The sequence below is a fragment of the Mixta sp. genome (assembly GCF_024610815.1).
Classification (GTDB): domain Bacteria; phylum Pseudomonadota; class Gammaproteobacteria; order Enterobacterales; family Enterobacteriaceae; genus Mixta; species Mixta calida.
The window spans coordinates 13,266-30,432 of sequence record NZ_JANION010000218.1 but is presented as its reverse complement, the minus strand read 5'-3'; the positions used below and the strand labels follow the sequence as shown (position 1 = coordinate 30,432).

General features: G+C 58.2%; 12 protein-coding genes. 5 read left to right on the top strand and 7 right to left on the bottom strand.

Going from position 1 to position 17,167, the window contains the following annotated elements:
- From serS to lrp, 5 genes are all read right to left on the bottom strand, one after another.
- Positions 1-1,282, bottom strand: a 1,282-nt coding sequence (serS, locus tag MYY08_RS16685; protein ID WP_288015003.1) for a serine--tRNA ligase, incomplete at its 3' end; no start/stop codon positions are given.
- 99 nt (positions 1,283-1,381) lie between these two features.
- Entirely contained in the window at positions 1,382-2,725 is a 1,344-nt protein-coding gene (locus tag MYY08_RS16680) for a replication-associated recombination protein A (RefSeq protein WP_288015001.1), read from the bottom strand.
- Between the two features lie 7 nt (positions 2,726-2,732).
- Positions 2,733-3,344, bottom strand: a complete 612-nt coding sequence (gene lolA, locus MYY08_RS16675) for an outer membrane lipoprotein periplasmic chaperone LolA (protein ID WP_288014999.1) — start codon at positions 3,342-3,344, stop codon at positions 2,733-2,735.
- A gap of 190 nt (positions 3,345-3,534) precedes the next feature.
- Positions 3,535-7,224, bottom strand: coding sequence for a DNA translocase FtsK 4TM domain-containing protein (locus MYY08_RS16670; protein ID WP_288014997.1), 3,690 nt, complete (start codon positions 7,222-7,224; stop codon positions 3,535-3,537).
- 118 nt (positions 7,225-7,342) lie between these two features.
- Positions 7,343-7,837 (bottom strand): leucine-responsive transcriptional regulator Lrp, encoded by a 495-nt coding sequence (lrp, locus tag MYY08_RS16665; RefSeq protein ID WP_017347019.1) that lies wholly within the window; start codon positions 7,835-7,837, stop codon positions 7,343-7,345.
- A 522-nt stretch (positions 7,838-8,359) separates the two neighbouring features.
- Between lrp and trxB the strand changes: the two genes are divergently transcribed.
- The 5 genes from trxB (at position 8,360) to infA (ending at position 14,256) form a co-directional block, all read left to right on the top strand.
- Positions 8,360-9,328: a thioredoxin-disulfide reductase gene (gene trxB, locus MYY08_RS16660; RefSeq protein ID WP_038627069.1), complete on the top strand. Its 969-nt coding sequence runs from the start codon at positions 8,360-8,362 to the stop codon at positions 9,326-9,328.
- A 144-nt stretch (positions 9,329-9,472) separates the two neighbouring features.
- Positions 9,473-11,242 carry a heme ABC transporter permease/ATP-binding protein CydD gene (cydD, locus tag MYY08_RS16655; RefSeq protein ID WP_038627071.1) on the top strand — a complete coding sequence of 590 codons (1,770 nt, stop codon included), beginning with the start codon at positions 9,473-9,475 and terminating at the stop codon, positions 11,240-11,242.
- Positions 11,242-12,975 (top strand): heme ABC transporter ATP-binding protein/permease CydC, encoded by a 1,734-nt coding sequence (gene cydC / locus MYY08_RS16650; protein ID WP_288014993.1) that lies wholly within the window; start codon positions 11,242-11,244, stop codon positions 12,973-12,975. The genes cydD and cydC overlap by 1 nt, the downstream gene beginning before the upstream one ends.
- 32 nt (positions 12,976-13,007) lie before the next feature.
- Positions 13,008-13,709: a leucyl/phenylalanyl-tRNA--protein transferase gene (gene aat, locus MYY08_RS16645; RefSeq protein WP_038627075.1), complete on the top strand. Its 702-nt coding sequence runs from the start codon at positions 13,008-13,010 to the stop codon at positions 13,707-13,709.
- Positions 13,710-14,037: 328 nt separating this feature from the next.
- Complete coding sequence (gene infA, locus MYY08_RS16640; RefSeq protein ID WP_002211347.1) at positions 14,038-14,256, top strand: translation initiation factor IF-1; 219 nt, start codon at positions 14,038-14,040, stop codon at positions 14,254-14,256.
- 150 nt (positions 14,257-14,406) lie between these two features.
- Here infA and clpA read toward each other — a convergent pair whose 3' ends face one another.
- Together clpA and clpS are read right to left on the bottom strand one after the other, a co-directional pair.
- Positions 14,407-16,683: an ATP-dependent Clp protease ATP-binding subunit ClpA gene (gene clpA / locus MYY08_RS16635; RefSeq protein ID WP_038627078.1), complete on the bottom strand. Its 2,277-nt coding sequence runs from the start codon at positions 16,681-16,683 to the stop codon at positions 14,407-14,409.
- A gap of 56 nt (positions 16,684-16,739) precedes the next feature.
- Positions 16,740-17,060 (bottom strand): ATP-dependent Clp protease adapter ClpS, encoded by a 321-nt coding sequence (clpS, locus tag MYY08_RS16630; RefSeq protein ID WP_038627080.1) that lies wholly within the window; start codon positions 17,058-17,060, stop codon positions 16,740-16,742.
- Positions 17,061-17,167: the final 107 nt, after the last annotated feature.

The window sequence follows — 17,167 nt, the reverse complement described above, 5'->3', positions numbered from 1 at the left end:
TGGTTAAGCCGCCCATATAAGGGCGCAGCACTTCCGGCACTTCAATACGTCCATCCGCCTGCTGATAGTTTTCCAGCACCGCGACCAGCGTACGGCCTACCGCCAGGCCAGAGCCGTTCAGCGTATGCACCAGACGCGGTTTTTTGTCGTGCTTGCTGCGGCAGCGCGCCTGCATGCGACGCGCCTGGAAATCCTGGCAGTTAGAGCAGGATGAGATCTCGCGGTAAGTGTTCTGCGCCGGCAGCCACACTTCCAGATCGTACGTCTTCGCCGCGCCTGCGCCCATATCGCCGGTGCAGAGCAGCACTTTACGATACGGCAGATTCAGCAGCTGCAGCACTTTTTCAGCATGGCCGACCAGTTCTTCCAGCGCCTGCATAGAGTCTTCAGGACGAACGATCTGCACCATCTCGACTTTATCGAACTGGTGCATACGGATCAGTCCGCGCGTATCACGGCCATAGGAACCCGCTTCGGCACGGAAGCAAGGCGTATGGGCAGTGAGTTTAATCGGCAGGGACTCTTCCTCGACGATTTCGTCGCGCACCAGGTTGGTCAGCGGCACTTCCGCGGTCGGGATCAACGCATAGTTGCTGCTGTCCGCTTCTTCTTCCAGCGGACGGGTATGAAACAGATCTTCGCCGAATTTTGGCAGCTGGCCGGTGCCATACAGGGTCGCATGGTTAACCAGGTACGGCACGTAAGTTTCGGTATAGCCGTGCTGCTGAGTATGCAGATCGAGCATAAACTGGCTCAGCGCGCGATGCAGACGCGCAATCTGGCCCTGCATCACCACAAAACGTGAACCGGTGAGCTTCACTGCGGCGGCAAAATCCAGGCCTTTCGCCATTTCGCCGAGATCGACATGATCGCGTACCGGAAAATCGAACTGGCGCGGCTCGCCCCAGCGGCTGATTTCCTGGTTTTCGGAGTCATCTTTACCCAGCGGCACTTCATCCGCCGGCAGGTTAGGCAGCGCGAGAGAGAAGTCGCGGATCTCATTCTGCAACGCGTCCAGCTCAGCTTTCGCCTTGTCCAGACGCTCGCCCAGGGCGTTCACTTCCTGACGCAGTGGCTCAATATCTTCTCCGCGCGCTTTAGCCTGCCCGATGGATTTGGAGCGGGCGTTACGCTCGGCCTGCAGATTTTCGGTTTCAACCTGCAGCACTTTGCGACGCTCCTCAAGCGAGACGAGCGTTTCCACATCCAGTTTAAATCCTCGGCGTGCCAGTTTTTCTGCGACTGCGTCTGGCTCGTTACGCAGCAGATTGGGATCGAGCATGCTTATCCTGTGCTTACTGTGATTAAAAAAAGGTGTTGAACCAAAGCGTTCCTTCAGGGTCCACCTGGCTATTGCGCTAACCTTACCGCAACGTCTGAATTAGCGGTAGCGTTTTGTCGGGCTATTTTGATCCTGCTCCGACAGCCAGGCGAGCTTTTCGCCAATTTTACCTTCCAGCCCGCGACTGGTGGGCTGATAGTAGCGCGTCTGCGCCATCTCCGGCGGAAAGTAGTCCTCTCCGGCGGCGTAGGCATTCGGTTCGTCATGCGCATAGCGATACGCTTTGCCGAGTCCCATCTCTTTCATCAGACGGGTCGGGGCGTTGCGCAAATGTTCTGGCACGTCAAAGTCCGGCTTTTCGCGGGCGTCTCGCAACGCCGCTTTAAAAGCGGTGTAGACCGCGTTGCTTTTCGGCGCGCAGGCAAGATAGACAATCGCTTGCGCTATGGCGCGCTCGCCCTCTGCCGGACCGACACGGGTAAAGCAGTCCCAGGCGGCAATGGCGACCTGCATTGCGCGCGGATCGGCGTTGCCGACATCTTCAGAAGCGATCGCCAGCAAACGTCGCGCTACATAGAGCGGATCGCCGCCCGCGGTGATAATGCGCGCATACCAGTAAAGCGCCGCGTCCGGCGCGGAACCGCGTACCGACTTATGCAGCGCGGAGATCAGATCGTAATAACGGTCGCCCTTATTATCAAAGCGCGCGGCGCGCTCGCCGGAAACCTCATTTAGCAGTTGCGGGGTCAGTATGCGCTTACCTTGTGCATCGCTTTCCGCCATATCCGCCATCATTTCCAGCGTATTCAGCGCACGGCGCGCATCGCCGTTAACCAGCTCGGCAATCATGCGCCGGGTAGCTGGCGGCAGGTCGATATCCTCTTTGCCTAAACCACGTTCACTATCGGTCAGCGCCTGTTCCAGCACCGTTTCAATCTCCTCCGTCGTCAGGGATTTCAGCAGATAAACGCGCGCACGCGACAACAACGCGGAATTCAGCTCGAAAGAGGGATTTTCGGTAGTGGCGCCGATAAAGGTAATGGTGCCGTCTTCAATATGCGGCAGGAAAGCGTCCTGCTGGCTTTTATTAAAGCGGTGCACCTCATCGACGAACAGGATCGTGCGGCGTCCCGCCTGACGGTTCTGGCGCGCGCGCTCAATGGCTTCGCGGATCTCTTTAATGCCGGACGTGACGGCAGAGATGCGCTCAACATCGGCATTGCCGTAGCGGCCAATCAGCTCGGCCAGCGTGGTTTTACCGGTGCCGGGCGGCCCCCACAGGATCATCGAATGCAGATGGCCCGCTTCGATGGCGCGCGTTAAGGGTTTACCGGGCGCCAGCAAATGCTGTTGCCCGATATAGTGCTCCAGCTTAGTTGGCCGCATGCGCGCGGCCAGGGGCTGAAACTGCTCTGTCGAAAAATCAAGGGAGAGATTACTCAACTCAACCTCACTGACGTTGATCGTCTACCGTCACCCCTTTTGGTGGCGTAAAGGTAAATTTGTCCGCGCTGACCGGCCCGTTGTTCTGGCTTTTCAGCGTGTAGCTGCTGCGCTGTCCATCCTGCTCAACGGCGCTGAATTGATTAATAGTGCCGTTGCCAGAGACGTTAATCATAAACTGTTTGAGGTTGCCCGCGCTGGTTTTAGGGGTCAGCTCAAAGATGTCGCCCTGCTGTTTGACATTATATTGCTGCCAGTCGCTGCGCTGATTGCGGGCAATCAGCATAAACGGCGTATTGCTGGTGGCGCTGTTCAGCCAGGTGGCGCTGACCTGCTCAACAAAAGGATTATAGAACCACAGCGTTTTGCCATCTGAAACGATCACGCTTTCATCGGGCGCGGTCATATGCCAGTTGAACAGGTTGGGACGCTTAACCCACAGCTCGCCCTCGCCTTCCTGTACGTTAGACCCGCTGCCGTCGGTGACCTTTTGGCTGAAGCTGGCATGGAAACTGCTCACCTTATCCAGGCGTTGCTGTAATTCACTGGAGGCATCGGCCAGCGCGCCGGCTGAAGTCAGTGCTGAAAGCAAACCGCAAGCAAGTACTAATTTTTTCATGACTACCGATTCCTTTTAAGTCGTTTTATCCCGCAAATAAGCGGCGGCCTTATTACACATTAGACTGACAACACGCTTCCCGACAGGAGAATATGCTGAAAGCGCCGCGGCGGGCGCTGTCTGGTGCTTAAATAAACAACGGGCCGGTAATCCGGCCCGTTTACTCTCTGACAGCGCAAAAGCCGTTTTATTACATTTCGTGCGGCGGTGGCGCCAGAACCTCACGGTTGCCGTTATGGCCCGGCGGCGAAACGATGCCCTGCACTTCCATCTGCTCGATAATGCGCGCCGCGCGGTTGTAACCGATGCGGAACTGACGCTGTACACCAGAAATAGAGGCGCGGCGTTTTTCCACCACGAACGAAACCGCCTGATCGAACAACGGATCCAGTTCTTCATCGCCTTCCAGACCCAGGCTGCCACCTTCGCCCTCTTCGCCAGCGGTGATGCTGTCGATATATTGCGGGCGTCCGCGCGCTTTCCAGTCCTGTACTACGGCATGCACTTCCTGATCGCGCACGAAAGCGCCGTGAACACGCACCGGAATCGAGGAGTTCGGCGGCATATAAAGCATATCGCCCATGCCCAGCAGCGATTCGGCGCCGCCCTGATCGAGAATGGTGCGCGAGTCGATTTTGCTCGATACGGTAAAGGCGATGCGCGTTGGGATGTTGGCCTTAATCAGACCGGTAATGACATCCACCGAGGGTCGCTGCGTCGCCAGTACAAGGTGAATACCTGCCGCACGCGCTTTCTGCGCCAGACGCGCGATCAGCTCCTCCACCTTTTTGCCTACGGCCATCATCAGATCGGCGAACTCATCCACCATCACGACGATATAAGGCAGTTTTTCCAGCGTCGGCGGCAGGGTATCCATGCTGTCGCCCGGCTTCCAGAACGGGTCGGGGATCGGCCGTCCCATCGCTTCTGCCTGCTCGATTTTCTCGTTATAGCCCGCCAGGTTACGCACGCCAAGAGCGGACATCAACTTATAGCGCCGCTCCATCTCACCGACGCTCCAGCGCAGCGCGTTCGCCGCATCCTTCATGTCGGTAACCACTTCCGTCAGCAGATGAGGAATGCCTTCATAGACCGACAGCTCCAGCATTTTGGGGTCGATCATAATAAAGCGCACCTCTTCAGGGGTGGCTTTATAGAGCATGCTGAGGATCATGGCGTTTACGCCGACCGATTTACCCGACCCGGTGGTGCCCGCCACCAGCAGGTGCGGCATTTTAGCCAAATCGGCTACCACCGGCTGACCGGCGATATCTTTCCCCAATACAACAGAAAGCGGCGAAGGATTATCGCGGAAGCTGGCGCAGTCCAGCACTTCGCGCAGATAAACGGTCTGACGGCGCTTGTTCGGCAGTTCAAGACCGACATACGGCTTGCCGGGAATCACCTCAACTACGCGCACCGCGACCGCCGACAGCGAACGCGCCAGGTCGCGCGACAGGTTGGAGATACGCGCGGCTTTTACGCCCGGCGCCAGATCCAGCTCGAAACGGGTAATAACCGGACCGGGAGAGATGCCGACCACTTCCGCTTTAACGCGATAGTCCGCCAGACGCGCCTCCACCAGACGGGCGGTTTGCTCCAGCGCGAACATATCCACCGGCTCGTCTTCCGCAGGCGGCGATGTCAGCAGATCAAGCGTCGGCAACGGCGTCGTCGGCTTATGCAACGGCTGCTCGTGGCGCATCAGGAACGGATGAATCAGGCTGTCGCTCAGCGAGCTTTGAGGCTCCGCTTCCGGTTCGCCCGGTTCCGCCACGGATGAATAGTGCGGCTGCGATACGTTTGGCTGTTCCGCTGGAGCAAACGCAGCCTGCGGCTCGCCTTGCCAGGCGGCGGAAGGCGCTGCGGCTGGCGGAACCGTCGGCTGCGGCGCCGGCACGACGTTCGGTTCGCTGTGATAATGCGGCTCGGCACGTTGAGCGGGCTGCTGCCACTGCGCTTCGTCAGTCGGAAACTCCGGCTCAGGCGTGGCGGCAATGGTAAACAGCGGCTCGCCCGGACCGTCATCCACCAGATCTTCCATCGGCGAAAAATCAAAAACGGCGGCGGGGTCAAGCGTAAAGCCAGTCATGTCACGCGGCGGCGCTGTCATTTCATCCTGATGCGGCTGAGAGTTAGCGTCAGCTGGCTGAGTAAAGGGCGATGAGGCGCGCTCTTGCGGCTGCGTCAGCGCGGTTTGCGCTTGAGACGGCGCCGCTTGAGAAGGCTGCGGCTGCGCATAACGCTGTTGCTGCTGCTGGGCGAACTGCTGCGCCAGCGCCGCCTGCTCTGATGCGCCTTCGTCATCTTCGCTGGCGTACTCTTCGCCGTAGCGCGCTTTCTGCTGCGCCATAAAGGCGTCGCGCAACTGCGTCTCTTCCTGAGCTGCGGCCTGCTCCTCGTCCTGCTGGGGAGCGGCCTGTTGTTGCGCCTCCTGGCGGGCTTTCTCTTCCGCCAGACGTTGAGAAGGCAGTTTTATACCGTAAGAAGCCAGCTCGCGGCGCGTAGGGAGCTTAACCGGTTTCGGGCGCGGCAGTTCAGGTCCAATGCCCTGTTTGATTTGCGGATTGCTCTCTTCCGGCGCGCTGACAGGCATAAAGGGCGCGGCCATCGATGAAGATGCGGCGCCCGCTGCGGCGGCAGCAGCGGCATTCTGAACGGTTGCTGACGCCGTCGCCTCCTGCCAGTTCCCCATCTGAGGACCTTCGTCATCCTCAATGTGCGGCGTAAAGGCGGCGGGCGTCTGCTGCGGCATTTCAAACCGGTAAAGCGGCGGCTCGGCGCTGTCGCTTTCCGGCCGCACGGCGTGATGCATTTGCGGCTGCGGCGTGGAAGAGGCTGCGGATGCAGACGACGCGCCAAAGGTCGCGTTCTGCGGCGGCTGAACGGCGGCAGATTGAGACGGCGGGGTCGGTTGCGCCACCGGCGCAGCGGCCTGAGACAAGGCAGCTGCGGCAGCGCCCGTTTGCGCCAGCGCCGATGCTGCGGCAGCGTTGGCCGGAACCATAGCTGCCGCAGGCGCCGCTGCGGATTGAGTAATGGCGGGCTGTGACGGCGCGCCAGACGTCGGCGGCTGCGGGTCGGCGGCTACGGCGTCGTCGGCGCGGGCAAACAGCGGATCGTCTTCCTCGTCGATATCGTCAGTGGCGGAGAGCCTGCGCGGCGGCGTCAACAGCACATCGTCCTCTTCTTCAAGCTGCACGATGCGCTTAATAACCGGCGCAGGCGCTTCTTCCTCGTCCTCATACCAGGCATCGTCATTACGTGAACGGTTGCTGGCGAACGTCAGCACGCCCATCACTACCGCGCCGATTTTTTCGGCAATGGTCAGCCATGACCAGCCGGTATAGAGCGTCAGGCCGGCGGCCCAGATGCACAGCAACGCCAGCGTTCCGCTGGCGCCGTTCAGATAAGGCGCCATCGCGCTGCTGACCAGGCTGCCGATCACCCCGCCGGAGGCGAAGTACCAGATATCATCCGCGTTCAGCGCCGCGAGGCCGCAGGTCGTCACCACCAGCGCCAGCACCCCTATCAGGCGCAGGCCGACGGCGAAATAGTCGATATAGTCCTGACGATCGCGCTGACGGAAGGTAATCCAGCACAGTCCCAGAATCACCGGTGGAATGGCGTACGCCATCACGCCAAAAATGAACAGCAACGTATCGGCCAGCCAGGCGCCGACGCTGCCGCCCAGGTTATGGATAGGTTCATGCCAGGCGGTCTGCGACCAGCTGGGATCGGAAGGATTAAAACTAACCAGCGCCACCATCAAATAGACAGCAAAGAGCGCGACGAGAATCAGCAACGCTTCGAGCAGACGGCGACCACTACTAAGCGGCTTAAGAGACACTTCTTTATCTTCTGTATATTCCTGGCTCAAGAGAACTCTCCAGGTACCTGTAAACTATGAAGGAAACAGCGCCGGGCTAACCGACGCTGTGCCTGTATGAATTCACAGGAGTGTACCGAATACCACCAGGTTTTGCACCTGCCCTGTGTTACCGCGTTTTAATCACCAGACGATTGCTCTGCTTCACCTCTTCCATGACCACATAAGTACGCGTATCGTTAACACCCGGCAGGCGCAGCAGGGTTTCGCCCAGCAGTTTACGATAGGCGGACATATCTGGCACGCGGGTTTTCAGCAGGTAGTCAAAATCACCGGAAACCAGGTGACACTCTTGAGTTTCCTCAAGTTTTTGCACAGCGGCGTTAAATTGTTCAAACACGTCGGGCGCGCCGCGATTCAGAGTAATCTCAACGAAAACCAGCAGCGAGGCGTCAAGATAGTGCGGGTTGAGCAACGCGGTATAGCCGAGAATAAATCCCTGACGTTCCAGGCGGCGTACGCGTTCAAGGCACGGCGTGGGCGATAACCCAACGCGTTTGGAAAGTTCAACGTTGGAAATGCGACCATCCTTCTGCAGCTCGTTCAGGATATTTCTGTCGATTCTGTCGAGGTCTTTACCGGGGCGTTTTTTATTGTCTACCATTATTATTGTCTCTCTTCATTCCTTCCCTTTACCTGCCATACCCTGAACGTAATCATTGTGCAGGGTCTTTCGTAAGTGAAGACATAGAGCCTGTTGCTGTTGCAGCGCCCATCCGCATGACGCATGCTGTCTGTCCACACCATGCGTCATTACGGATGACAGGCTGAGTTTATCCGGCATTAAACGTAAAAAGTGGTATGAAACCCTGTTCACATAGCCCAAATATTCTCTGCTTCCCACAATGTTTTCGCAAAAGCGCAGGCGATTGTCAAAGCAAAACATTGAAAATCAGGAGAACATGCCAGCCCGCAGCCAGCATGACTGATTTAAACCGGATATTTTGGGGGTTTTATCTAAGCCTGAACGCTTACTTCATCTTTTATGCGCCGATCCTTCTGCCGCCCGACGCCCATTGATTAAACCTTTTGCATCAATTGTTAACAAAATCGCAGAATGCTTTTTTTGCGCCAGTAAATTCCCTACAATCTGGCTCCATATTGCCAGTAAATTAATGAGGATCTCATGGGCACGGCCAAACACAGTAAATTGCTTATTCTGGGCTCTGGTCCGGCGGGCTATACCGCAGCCGTTTACGCTGCGCGCGCTAACCTGAATCCGGTGATGATCACCGGCCTGGAAAAAGGCGGTCAGCTAACCACGACTACCGACGTTGAGAACTGGCCTGGCGATCCCAACGATCTGACCGGTCCGCTGTTGATGGAGCGGATGCATGAGCATGCGTTGAAGTTCAACACCGAGATCATCTTCGACCATATTCATACTGTCGATCTGCAAAACCGTCCGTTTCGTCTCATCGGCGACAGCGGCGAATACACTGCCGATGCGTTAATTATCGCTACCGGCGCCTCCGCGCGTTATCTGGGCCTGCCTTCCGAAGAGGCGTTCAAGGGTAAAGGCGTTTCCGCCTGCGCGACCTGCGACGGCTTTTTCTATCGCAAGCAGAAGGTCGCTGTCGTCGGCGGCGGCAACACCGCTGTGGAAGAGGCGCTTTATCTCTCTAACATCGCCTCTGAAGTGCATTTGATTCATCGTCGCGATACGTTCCGTGCCGAGAAGATCCTGATTAACCGACTGATGGAAAAAGTGAGCAGCGGCAATATTGTGCTGCACACCGATCGCGAGCTGGATGAAGTGATGGGCGATCAGATGGGGGTCACGTCGGTGCGCCTGCGCGCGACGCAAAACCCGGCGCAGACGGAGGTGCTGGAGGTCGCGGGCCTGTTTGTCGCTATCGGCCACAGCCCGAACACCGCTATTTTCGCCGGTCAGCTGGAGCTGGAAAACGGCTATATCAAGGTGCAGTCCGGCCTGCAAGGCAATGCGACGCAAACCAGCATCCCTGGCGTCTTCGCCGCCGGCGATGTGATGGACCACACCTACCGTCAGGCGATCACTTCCGCTGGCACCGGCTGTATGGCCGCGCTGGATGCCGAACGCTATCTGGACGGTTTGGTTAAAAACGATAAGTAACTTGTTAATTAACTGATCTTAATTACCGAAGGCGACTGTTGAACAGTCGCCTTTTTTCTTGCCGCCATGCTACATTGCAGCGCCTCTGCTGGCATATTCTCTGGCGATATCGGCCAGCCTGTTTTTCTGATGAAACGGCCCCGAATGGAAAAGAAACGTCAACATCAACTTACCCGCTGGCTGCGTCAACAGCGCGTTTACGCTCGCCCCTGGACCACCCTCTCTACGTTGCTCGGCGTAGCCAGCGCGCTGCTGATTATTGCTCAGGCCTGGCTGCTGGCGACGCTGATGCATCAGTTAATCAGCGCTCACCAGCCGCGCGAGCAGTGGTTGCCGTCAATGCTGCTGCTGTTGTTCTGTTTTGTTCTGCGCGCCCTGCTCGTCTGGCTGCGCGAACAGGTCGGCTATCGGGCGGGAGAGAGCATCCGCCGCGCGCTGCGCAAGCAGGTGCTCGATCGTCTGCATCAGCTTGGCCCCGCCTGGATTCAGGGCAAACCTGCCGGTAGCTGGGCAACGCTGCTGCTGGAGCAGCTGGAAGAGATGCAGGATTACTACGCCCGCTACCTGCCGCAGATGAGCCTCGCCGTACTGATTCCTGCGCTGATTTTGCTGGTGATTTTTCCTGTCAATTGGGTAGCCGGGCTGATTTTACTGGCGACGGCGCCGCTGATCCCGCTGTTTATGGCGCTGGTCGGCATGGGGGCCGCCGATGCGAACCGACGTAATTTTCAGGCGCTGGCGCGTCTGAGCGGCGATTTCCTTGACCGGCTACGCGGGCTGGATACGCTGCGCCTGTTTCATCGCGGCGCGGCGGAAACGCGTGCCATCGCCACCGCGTCGGAGGATTTCCGGCAGCGCACCATGGAGGTGCTGCGGCTGGCGTTTCTCTCTTCGGCGGTGCTGGAGTTTTTCGCTTCGATCTCTATCGCCGTCGTCGCCGTTTATTTTGGTTTCTCCTATCTGGGCGAGCTCGATTTCGGCCACTACGGTCACCAGGTGACACTGTTCGCTGGTTTCCTCGCGTTAATTCTGGCGCCGGAATTTTTTCAACCGCTGCGCGACCTCGGCGCTTTTTATCACGCCAAAGCGCAGGCGGTCGGCGCGGCTGACGCGCTGCATCATTTCCTTGCTTCTCACCCCACCCCGGCGTCCGCTGAAGGCGAACAGGCTTTGCCAGCCGACCAGCCTCTGCATATTGAGGCTGAGGGACTGATTATCACGGCGCCGGACGGCGCGCCGCTGGCCGGGCCGCTCGATTTCACGCTGCCGCCGGGCCGCCGGGTCGCGCTGGTCGGACAGAGCGGCGCGGGAAAAAGTTCGCTGATCAACGCGCTGCTGGGCTTTCTGCCCTATCAGGGATCCCTGCGCATCAACGGGCATGAGTTGCGCGATCTGCAGCGGCGCAGCTGGCATCACGTCGTCGCCTGGGTGGGACAAAACCCACACCTGCCGGGCGCGACGGTGCGGGATAACATCCTTAACGGTCAACAGGTTTCCGCAGCGCGACTGGAGGAAACGCTTGCGCTGGCGGGCGTAGCGGAATTTATTGCGCGCCTGCCGCAGGGGCTGGAGAGCGCTGTCGGCGATCAGAGCGCGGGTCTCTCCGTCGGTCAGGCGCAGCGCATCGCGGTGGCGCGCGCGCTGCTGAAGTCATGCCGCCTGCTACTGCTGGATGAGCCGGGCGCCAGCCTGGACGCCCGCAGCGAGCAGCATGTTATGCGGGCGCTGCGCACCGCGTCGCATCAGCAAACCACGCTAATGGTGACGCATCAGCTTACTGAGCTGGCGCAGTGGGATGAAATCTGGGTAATGCGCGACGGGCGGCTTGTTCAACGCGGCAGCTGGCAACAGCTGACTCAGCAGCAGGGACCCTTCGCCGCCCTGCTGAACCATCGTCAGGAGGAACAGGCATAATGATGACATTGCGACCTTTCCTGCGGCTCTGGCGCCGCCATTTCTGGCGCCTGGCGCTGGGCATCGTACTGGCTATCGTTACGCTGCTGGCCAGCACCGGGCTGCTGACCCTGTCCGGTTGGTTCCTCGCCGCCTCGTCGCTGGCGGGCGCGGCCGGCCTCTATAGCTTTAACTATATGTTGCCTGCGGCGGGCGTACGCGGCGCGGCCATCATACGCACCGTCGCGCGCTATTTTGAGCGGCTGGTCAGCCATGACGGCACCTTCCGGGTATTGCAGCATCTGCGCGTCTTTACCTTCAGTCGCCTGCTGCCGCTGGCGCCGGCGGGCGTCGCGCGCTTTCGTCAGGGCGACCTGCTTAACCGCTTTGTCGCCGATGTCGATACCCTTGACCATTTCTATCTGCGCATCATTTCGCCTTTTATCGGCGCGTTGATGGTCATTATTGTCGTGACCGTCGGTCTTAGCTGGCTCGACGGCGCGCTGGCGCTGACGCTGGGCGGGATTATGCTGCTGACGCTGCTACTGTTGCCGCCGCTGTTTTATCGTATCGGTCGTCCGGCTGGCGAAACCATCACCGCGCAGCGCGCGCGCTATCGTCTGCAGCTCACCCGCTGGCTCCAGGCGCAGGCGGAGCTTGCGCTGTATGGCGACGTCGAGGCAAGCCGTTCGCGGCTGGATGAAACGGAAGAAAACTGGCAGCGGGCGCAGCGTCGACAGGCGAGCCTGACGGGTCTGTCACAGGCGCTGCTGTTGCTGATCAGCGGCGCGACGGTGACGCTGCTGCTCTGGCTCAGCGCGAGCGGCGTTGGTCAATACACGCAGCCGGGCGCGCTGGTCGCCCTGTTCGTTTTCTGCGCGCTGGCGGCTTTCGAGGCGCTGGCGCCGGTAGGTGCGGCGTTCCTGCATCTCGGTCAGGTTATCGCTTCCGCCAGCCGTATCCAACAGATTATCGGCCAGCGCCCCGCCGTCGTTTTCCCTGAAGATAAGCGCGTTTCCCCCAGCGCTCACGGCGCATTGGTGATAACCGACGTGTCCTTCTCTTACCCCAACGCCGTGGCGCCGACGCTGCGTAATCTGTCGTTGACCGTTCAGCCCGGCGAAACCGTCGCGCTGCTGGGGCCGACCGGCTGCGGCAAAACGACGCTGTTGCAGCTGCTGACGCGCGCCTGGGACCCGCAGATGGGCGAAATTCGCCTGGCGGATATGCCGCTGAGCGCGTGGAGCGAGCCTGCGCTGCGCGCGGAGATTAGCGTGGTCAGCCAGCGCGTGCACCTGTTTAATCAGACGCTGCGCGATAATTTACTGCTGGCTGCGCCCGATAGCGGCGATGAAGCGCTGTGCGCGGTGCTGAAGCAGGTTGGGCTGGAGAAGTTGCTAAGCGGCAATGAAGGGCTAAACGCCTGGCTGGGCGAAGGCGGCCGCCAGCTCTCCGGCGGTGAATTGCGGCGTCTGGCGATCGCGCGTGCGCTGCTGCACAAGAGTCCGATAATGCTGCTTGACGAACCTACCGAAGGGTTGGATGCTGAAACGGAAAAACATATTCTGGCGCTGCTGGCGCGCCTCACCGCAGATAAAACGGTGATCGTGGTAACCCATCGCCTGCAGGGACTGAGTGAAGTCGACCGGATTTATGTGATGGATGAAGGTGAGATTATCGAGCAGGGAAGCCATCACGAATTGTTGTCAAAACGCGGCCGCTACTGGCATTTTCAGCAGCGAATTACGCTATAGTCATAGCTCTCGACACAGTGGGAACTCCAGAAATGCGACTGATTCAGCTCTCACGTGAATCGCTTAATTTTCCGCCGCCGGAAATGGCGCTGCGTGAACCTAACGGCCTGCTGGCGATGGGCGGCGACTTAAGCCCGGCGCGCCTGCTCAACGCTTATCACCGTGGCATTTTCCCCTGGTTTTCGCCGGGCGATCCGATTTTATGGTGGTCGCCCGATCCGCGCGCCGTCCTGTTGCCGGACGCCTTTCATTTCAGCCGCAGCATGAAACGCTTTCATCGCCGCTCGCCCTACTCCGTTACCATGAACCGCGCATTCGCCGAGGTGATCGAAGGCTGCGCCAGCGCACGCGATGAGGGAACCTGGATCACACCGGAAGTCAAACGCGCCTGGGGTCGCCTGTACGATCTGGGCCACGCCCACTCCGTCGAGGTCTGGTTTGAGGATGAGCTGGTCGGCGGCATGTATGGCCTGGCGCTGGGGCAGCTTTTCTGCGGCGAATCGATGTTCAGCCGCCGCGAAAACGCCTCTAAAACCGCGCTGCTGGTGTTTTGCCAACACTTTAAACAGCATGGCGGTCAGCTTATCGATTGTCAGGTGCTGAATCCGCATACCGCCTCTCTCGGCGCGAGAGAGATCCCGCGCATCGACTATTTGCTGGCGCTTAGCCGCCTGGCGCACGCGCCGGTTAGCGATGAATGCTGGCAGACCGACACGCTTTTCGCTGGTGGATAGATGTTTTACACGCAACCGTGATGAATGGTGGTATAATAGGGAAGTTTGGTATGTCGTCCGTTTATCGCGTCAGCGCATCGGAATTACCAGGCTGGGAATCACCACGCATCTCTGGAACTGTTATTTCTGGTTATGACCGGTTAACAGATTCTTAGCCGCTGTTCCCCCTCGCTAGCGTCACTGTCATCAGACGACGAAAGTTATGCTTGTATGCTGCGCTACAGGTGCATGCGGGCGTTGGTCTAATAACCAACTATTCTTTACATAATTCGTGGAATTCGGCATTATCTTGCCGGTTCAAAACTTGGAAGTCCACCCAGAGGATTCGATGGCCAAAGAAGACAATATTGAAATGCAGGGTACCGTACTTGATACGTTACCTAACACCATGTTCCGCGTGGAATTAGAAAACGGACACGTGGTTACCGCTCATATCTCCGGTAAAATGCGTAAAAACTATATCCGCATTCTGACGGGCGACAAAGTCACTGTTGAGCTGACCCCGTACGACCTGAGCAAAGGCCGCATTGTCTTCCGTAGTCGTTAATAGAAGTGCTGCGTTAATTGCGATATTAACGCCTGACTGATAAAAAAAGGCCGGATAATCCGGCCTTTCGCATTTCTGGCATTTACGCTTTTACGCTTGCCGGAAAAAGTAAAAAGGCCGGAAGCATCCGGCCTTTTGCTCTGCGCCGACTTAATGCACGGTGCCTTCCGTTTTGCGTTTTTCGGCGCTGACGAAATGGTAGGTCAGCTGGTTCTTCTCTTTATCGAGCGCCACCGAAACCGATCCCCCTTCCACCAGCGAACCGAACAGCAGCTCATTCGCCAACGGTTTCTTCAGGTTTTCCTGCACGGTGCGCGCCATCGGACGCGCGCCCATCGCTTTGTCATAACCTTTCTTCGCCAGCCATTCACGCGCTTCGTCGCTGACCTCCAGCGAAACGCCCTTGGCGTCCAGCTGCGCCTGCAATTCCACGATGAACTTATCCACCACCTGATGGATCACCTCAGCGGAGAGATGATCGAACCAGATAATATTGTCGAGGCGGTTACGGAACTCCGGCGTAAAGATCTTCTTGATCTCTTCCATCGCATCGGTGCTGTTATCCTGATGGATAAGGCCGATCGATTTACGCTCGGTTTCACGCACGCCGGCGTTGGTGGTCATCACCAGCACCACGTTGCGGAAATCCGCTTTGCGTCCGTTATTGTCCGTCAGCATGCCGTTATCCATCACTTGCAGCAGCAGGTTAAAGACATCAGGATGCGCCTTTTCAATCTCATCCAGTAGCACCACCGCGTGCGGATGCTTAATCACCGCATCCGTCAGCAGGCCGCCCTGGTCGAAGCCGACATAGCCCGGAGGCGCGCCGATCAGACGGCTAACGGTATGACGTTCCATATATTCGGACATATCAAAACGCAGCAGCTCGATGCCCAGCGCCTTCGCCAGCTGAACCGTAACCTCGGTTTTACCCACCCCGGTCGGACCGGCGAACAAGAATGAACCTACCGGCTTGCGCTCGTGGCCCAGACCCGCGCGGCTCATTTTGATCGCTTCGGTCAGCGCCTCGATGGCGTTGTCCTGCCCGAACACCAGCATTTTCAGCCGCTCGCCCAGGTTTTTCAGCGTATCGCGATCGGTCGCGGAGACGCTTTTCTCCGGGATACGGGCGATACGCGCCACGACCGATTCGATATCCGCTACGTTGACGGTTTTCTTACGCTTGCTGACCGGCATCAGTCGGCTGCGCGCGCCCGCCTCATCGATAACGTCGATCGCCTTATCAGGCAGATGACGATCGTTGATATATTTCACCGCCAGCTCCACCGCCGCACGCACCGCTTTCGCGGTATAGCGCACATCGTGATGCGCTTCGTACTTCGGCTTCAGTCCATTCAGGATCTGCACCGTTTCATCAATGCTCGGCTCGGTGATGTCGATTTTCTGGAAACGACGCGCCAGCGCGCGATCTTTCTCAAAAATGTTGCTGAATTCCTGATAGGTCGTGGAACCCATCACGCGAATCCGGCCGCTCGACAGCAGCGGTTTAATCAGGTTCGCGGCGTCGACCTGCCCGCCGGACGCGGCGCCGGCGCCGATGATAGTATGGATTTCATCGATAAACAGGATGCTGCTTTCATCCTGCTCCAGCTGTTTCAGCAGCGCTTTGAAGCGCTTTTCAAAATCGCCGCGGTATTTCGTACCGGCCAGCAGCGAACCGATATCCAGCGAATAGATGGTGCAGTCTTTCATCACTTCCGGCACGTCGCCCTGCACGATGCGCCAGGCGAGACCTTCAGCAATGGCGGTTTTACCGACGCCCGACTCTCCCACTAACAGCGGGTTGTTTTTGCGGCGGCGGCAGAGTACCTGAACCGTACGCTCCAGCTCTTTGTCGCGGCCGATCAGCGGATCGATACCGCCAACGCGAGCAAGCTGGTTAAGATTGGTGGTGAAGTTTTCCATACGCTCCTCCCCGCCTGCCTGCTCTTCGTTGATCTGATTTTCAGGCCCCTGCGACTGGCCCGGTTCATCTTTACGCGTGCCGTGGGAGATAAAGTTCACCACGTCGAGACGGCTGACTTCGTGCTTGCGCAGCAGATAGGCCGCCTGCGATTCTTGCTCGCTGAAAATAGCCACCAGCACATTCGCGCCGGACACTTCGCTGCGGCCGGACGACTGAACGTGGAAAACCGCGCGCTGCAATACCCGCTGAAAGCTGAGCGTTGGTTGCGTGTCGCGCTCTTCTTCCGTTACCGGCAGCACCGGAGTGGTTTGTTCGATGAAGGCTTCGAGCTCCTGACGCAGAGCCACAATATCCACCGTACAGGCTTCCAGTGCCTCTCTGGCCGACGGGTTACTGAGCAATGCCAGTAACAGATGCTCGACGGTCATAAATTCATGACGGTGCTCACGCGCTCTGGCGAAAGCCATGTTTAAACTGAGTTCCAGTTCTTGATTGAGCATTAGGCACCTCCCCCAATTATCGCCCTACAGTTCATGCCGGAATGGCACGACGCCGATCAGGCTTTTTCCAGCGTACACAGCAACGGATGCTCATGCTCTTTAGCATAGCGATTTACCTGCGCGACCTTGGTTTCCGCCACCTCGGCGGTAAACACGCCGCAAATCGCCTTACCCTGATAATGCACCTTGAGCATCAGTTGCGTTGCACGCTCAATATCATAAGAAAAGAACTTTTGCAGAACGTCAATAACAAATTCCATAGGTGTGTAATCGTCATTGTTGAGTATAACTTTATACATCGAAGGCGGCTTGAGACCTTCGCGCAGTTTCTCTTCTGCAAGATGTTCAAAGTTAAGCCAGTCGTTAGTGTTTCCCATAGTGTTCCGTCGTAATCTGTGTTGCGCGCTGGCACGAAAAGCCGCATGCCATATCATCAGTGTAACACGCGCGCCGTAGGGCTTCGCGCGGGTGAAAAAATATCCGC

What these genes read in the sequence shown, in the direction of transcription:
- lolA (WP_288014999.1), bottom strand. Translation starts at nt 3,344, where the DNA reads ATGAAAAAATTAGTACTTGCTTGCGGTTTGCTTTCAGCACTGACTTCA.
- lrp (WP_017347019.1), bottom strand. Translation starts at nt 7,837, where the DNA reads ATGGTAGACAATAAAAAACGCCCCGGTAAAGACCTCGACAGAATCGAC.
- trxB (WP_038627069.1), top strand. Translation starts at nt 8,360, where the DNA reads ATGGGCACGGCCAAACACAGTAAATTGCTTATTCTGGGCTCTGGTCCG.
- cydD (WP_038627071.1), top strand. Translation starts at nt 9,473, where the DNA reads ATGGAAAAGAAACGTCAACATCAACTTACCCGCTGGCTGCGTCAACAG.
- cydC (WP_288014993.1), top strand. Translation starts at nt 11,242, where the DNA reads ATGATGACATTGCGACCTTTCCTGCGGCTCTGGCGCCGCCATTTCTGG.
- aat (WP_038627075.1), top strand. Translation starts at nt 13,008, where the DNA reads ATGCGACTGATTCAGCTCTCACGTGAATCGCTTAATTTTCCGCCGCCG.
- infA (WP_002211347.1), top strand. Translation starts at nt 14,038, where the DNA reads ATGGCCAAAGAAGACAATATTGAAATGCAGGGTACCGTACTTGATACG.
- clpA (WP_038627078.1), bottom strand. Translation starts at nt 16,683, where the DNA reads ATGCTCAATCAAGAACTGGAACTCAGTTTAAACATGGCTTTCGCCAGA.
- clpS (WP_038627080.1), bottom strand. Translation starts at nt 17,060, where the DNA reads ATGGGAAACACTAACGACTGGCTTAACTTTGAACATCTTGCAGAAGAG.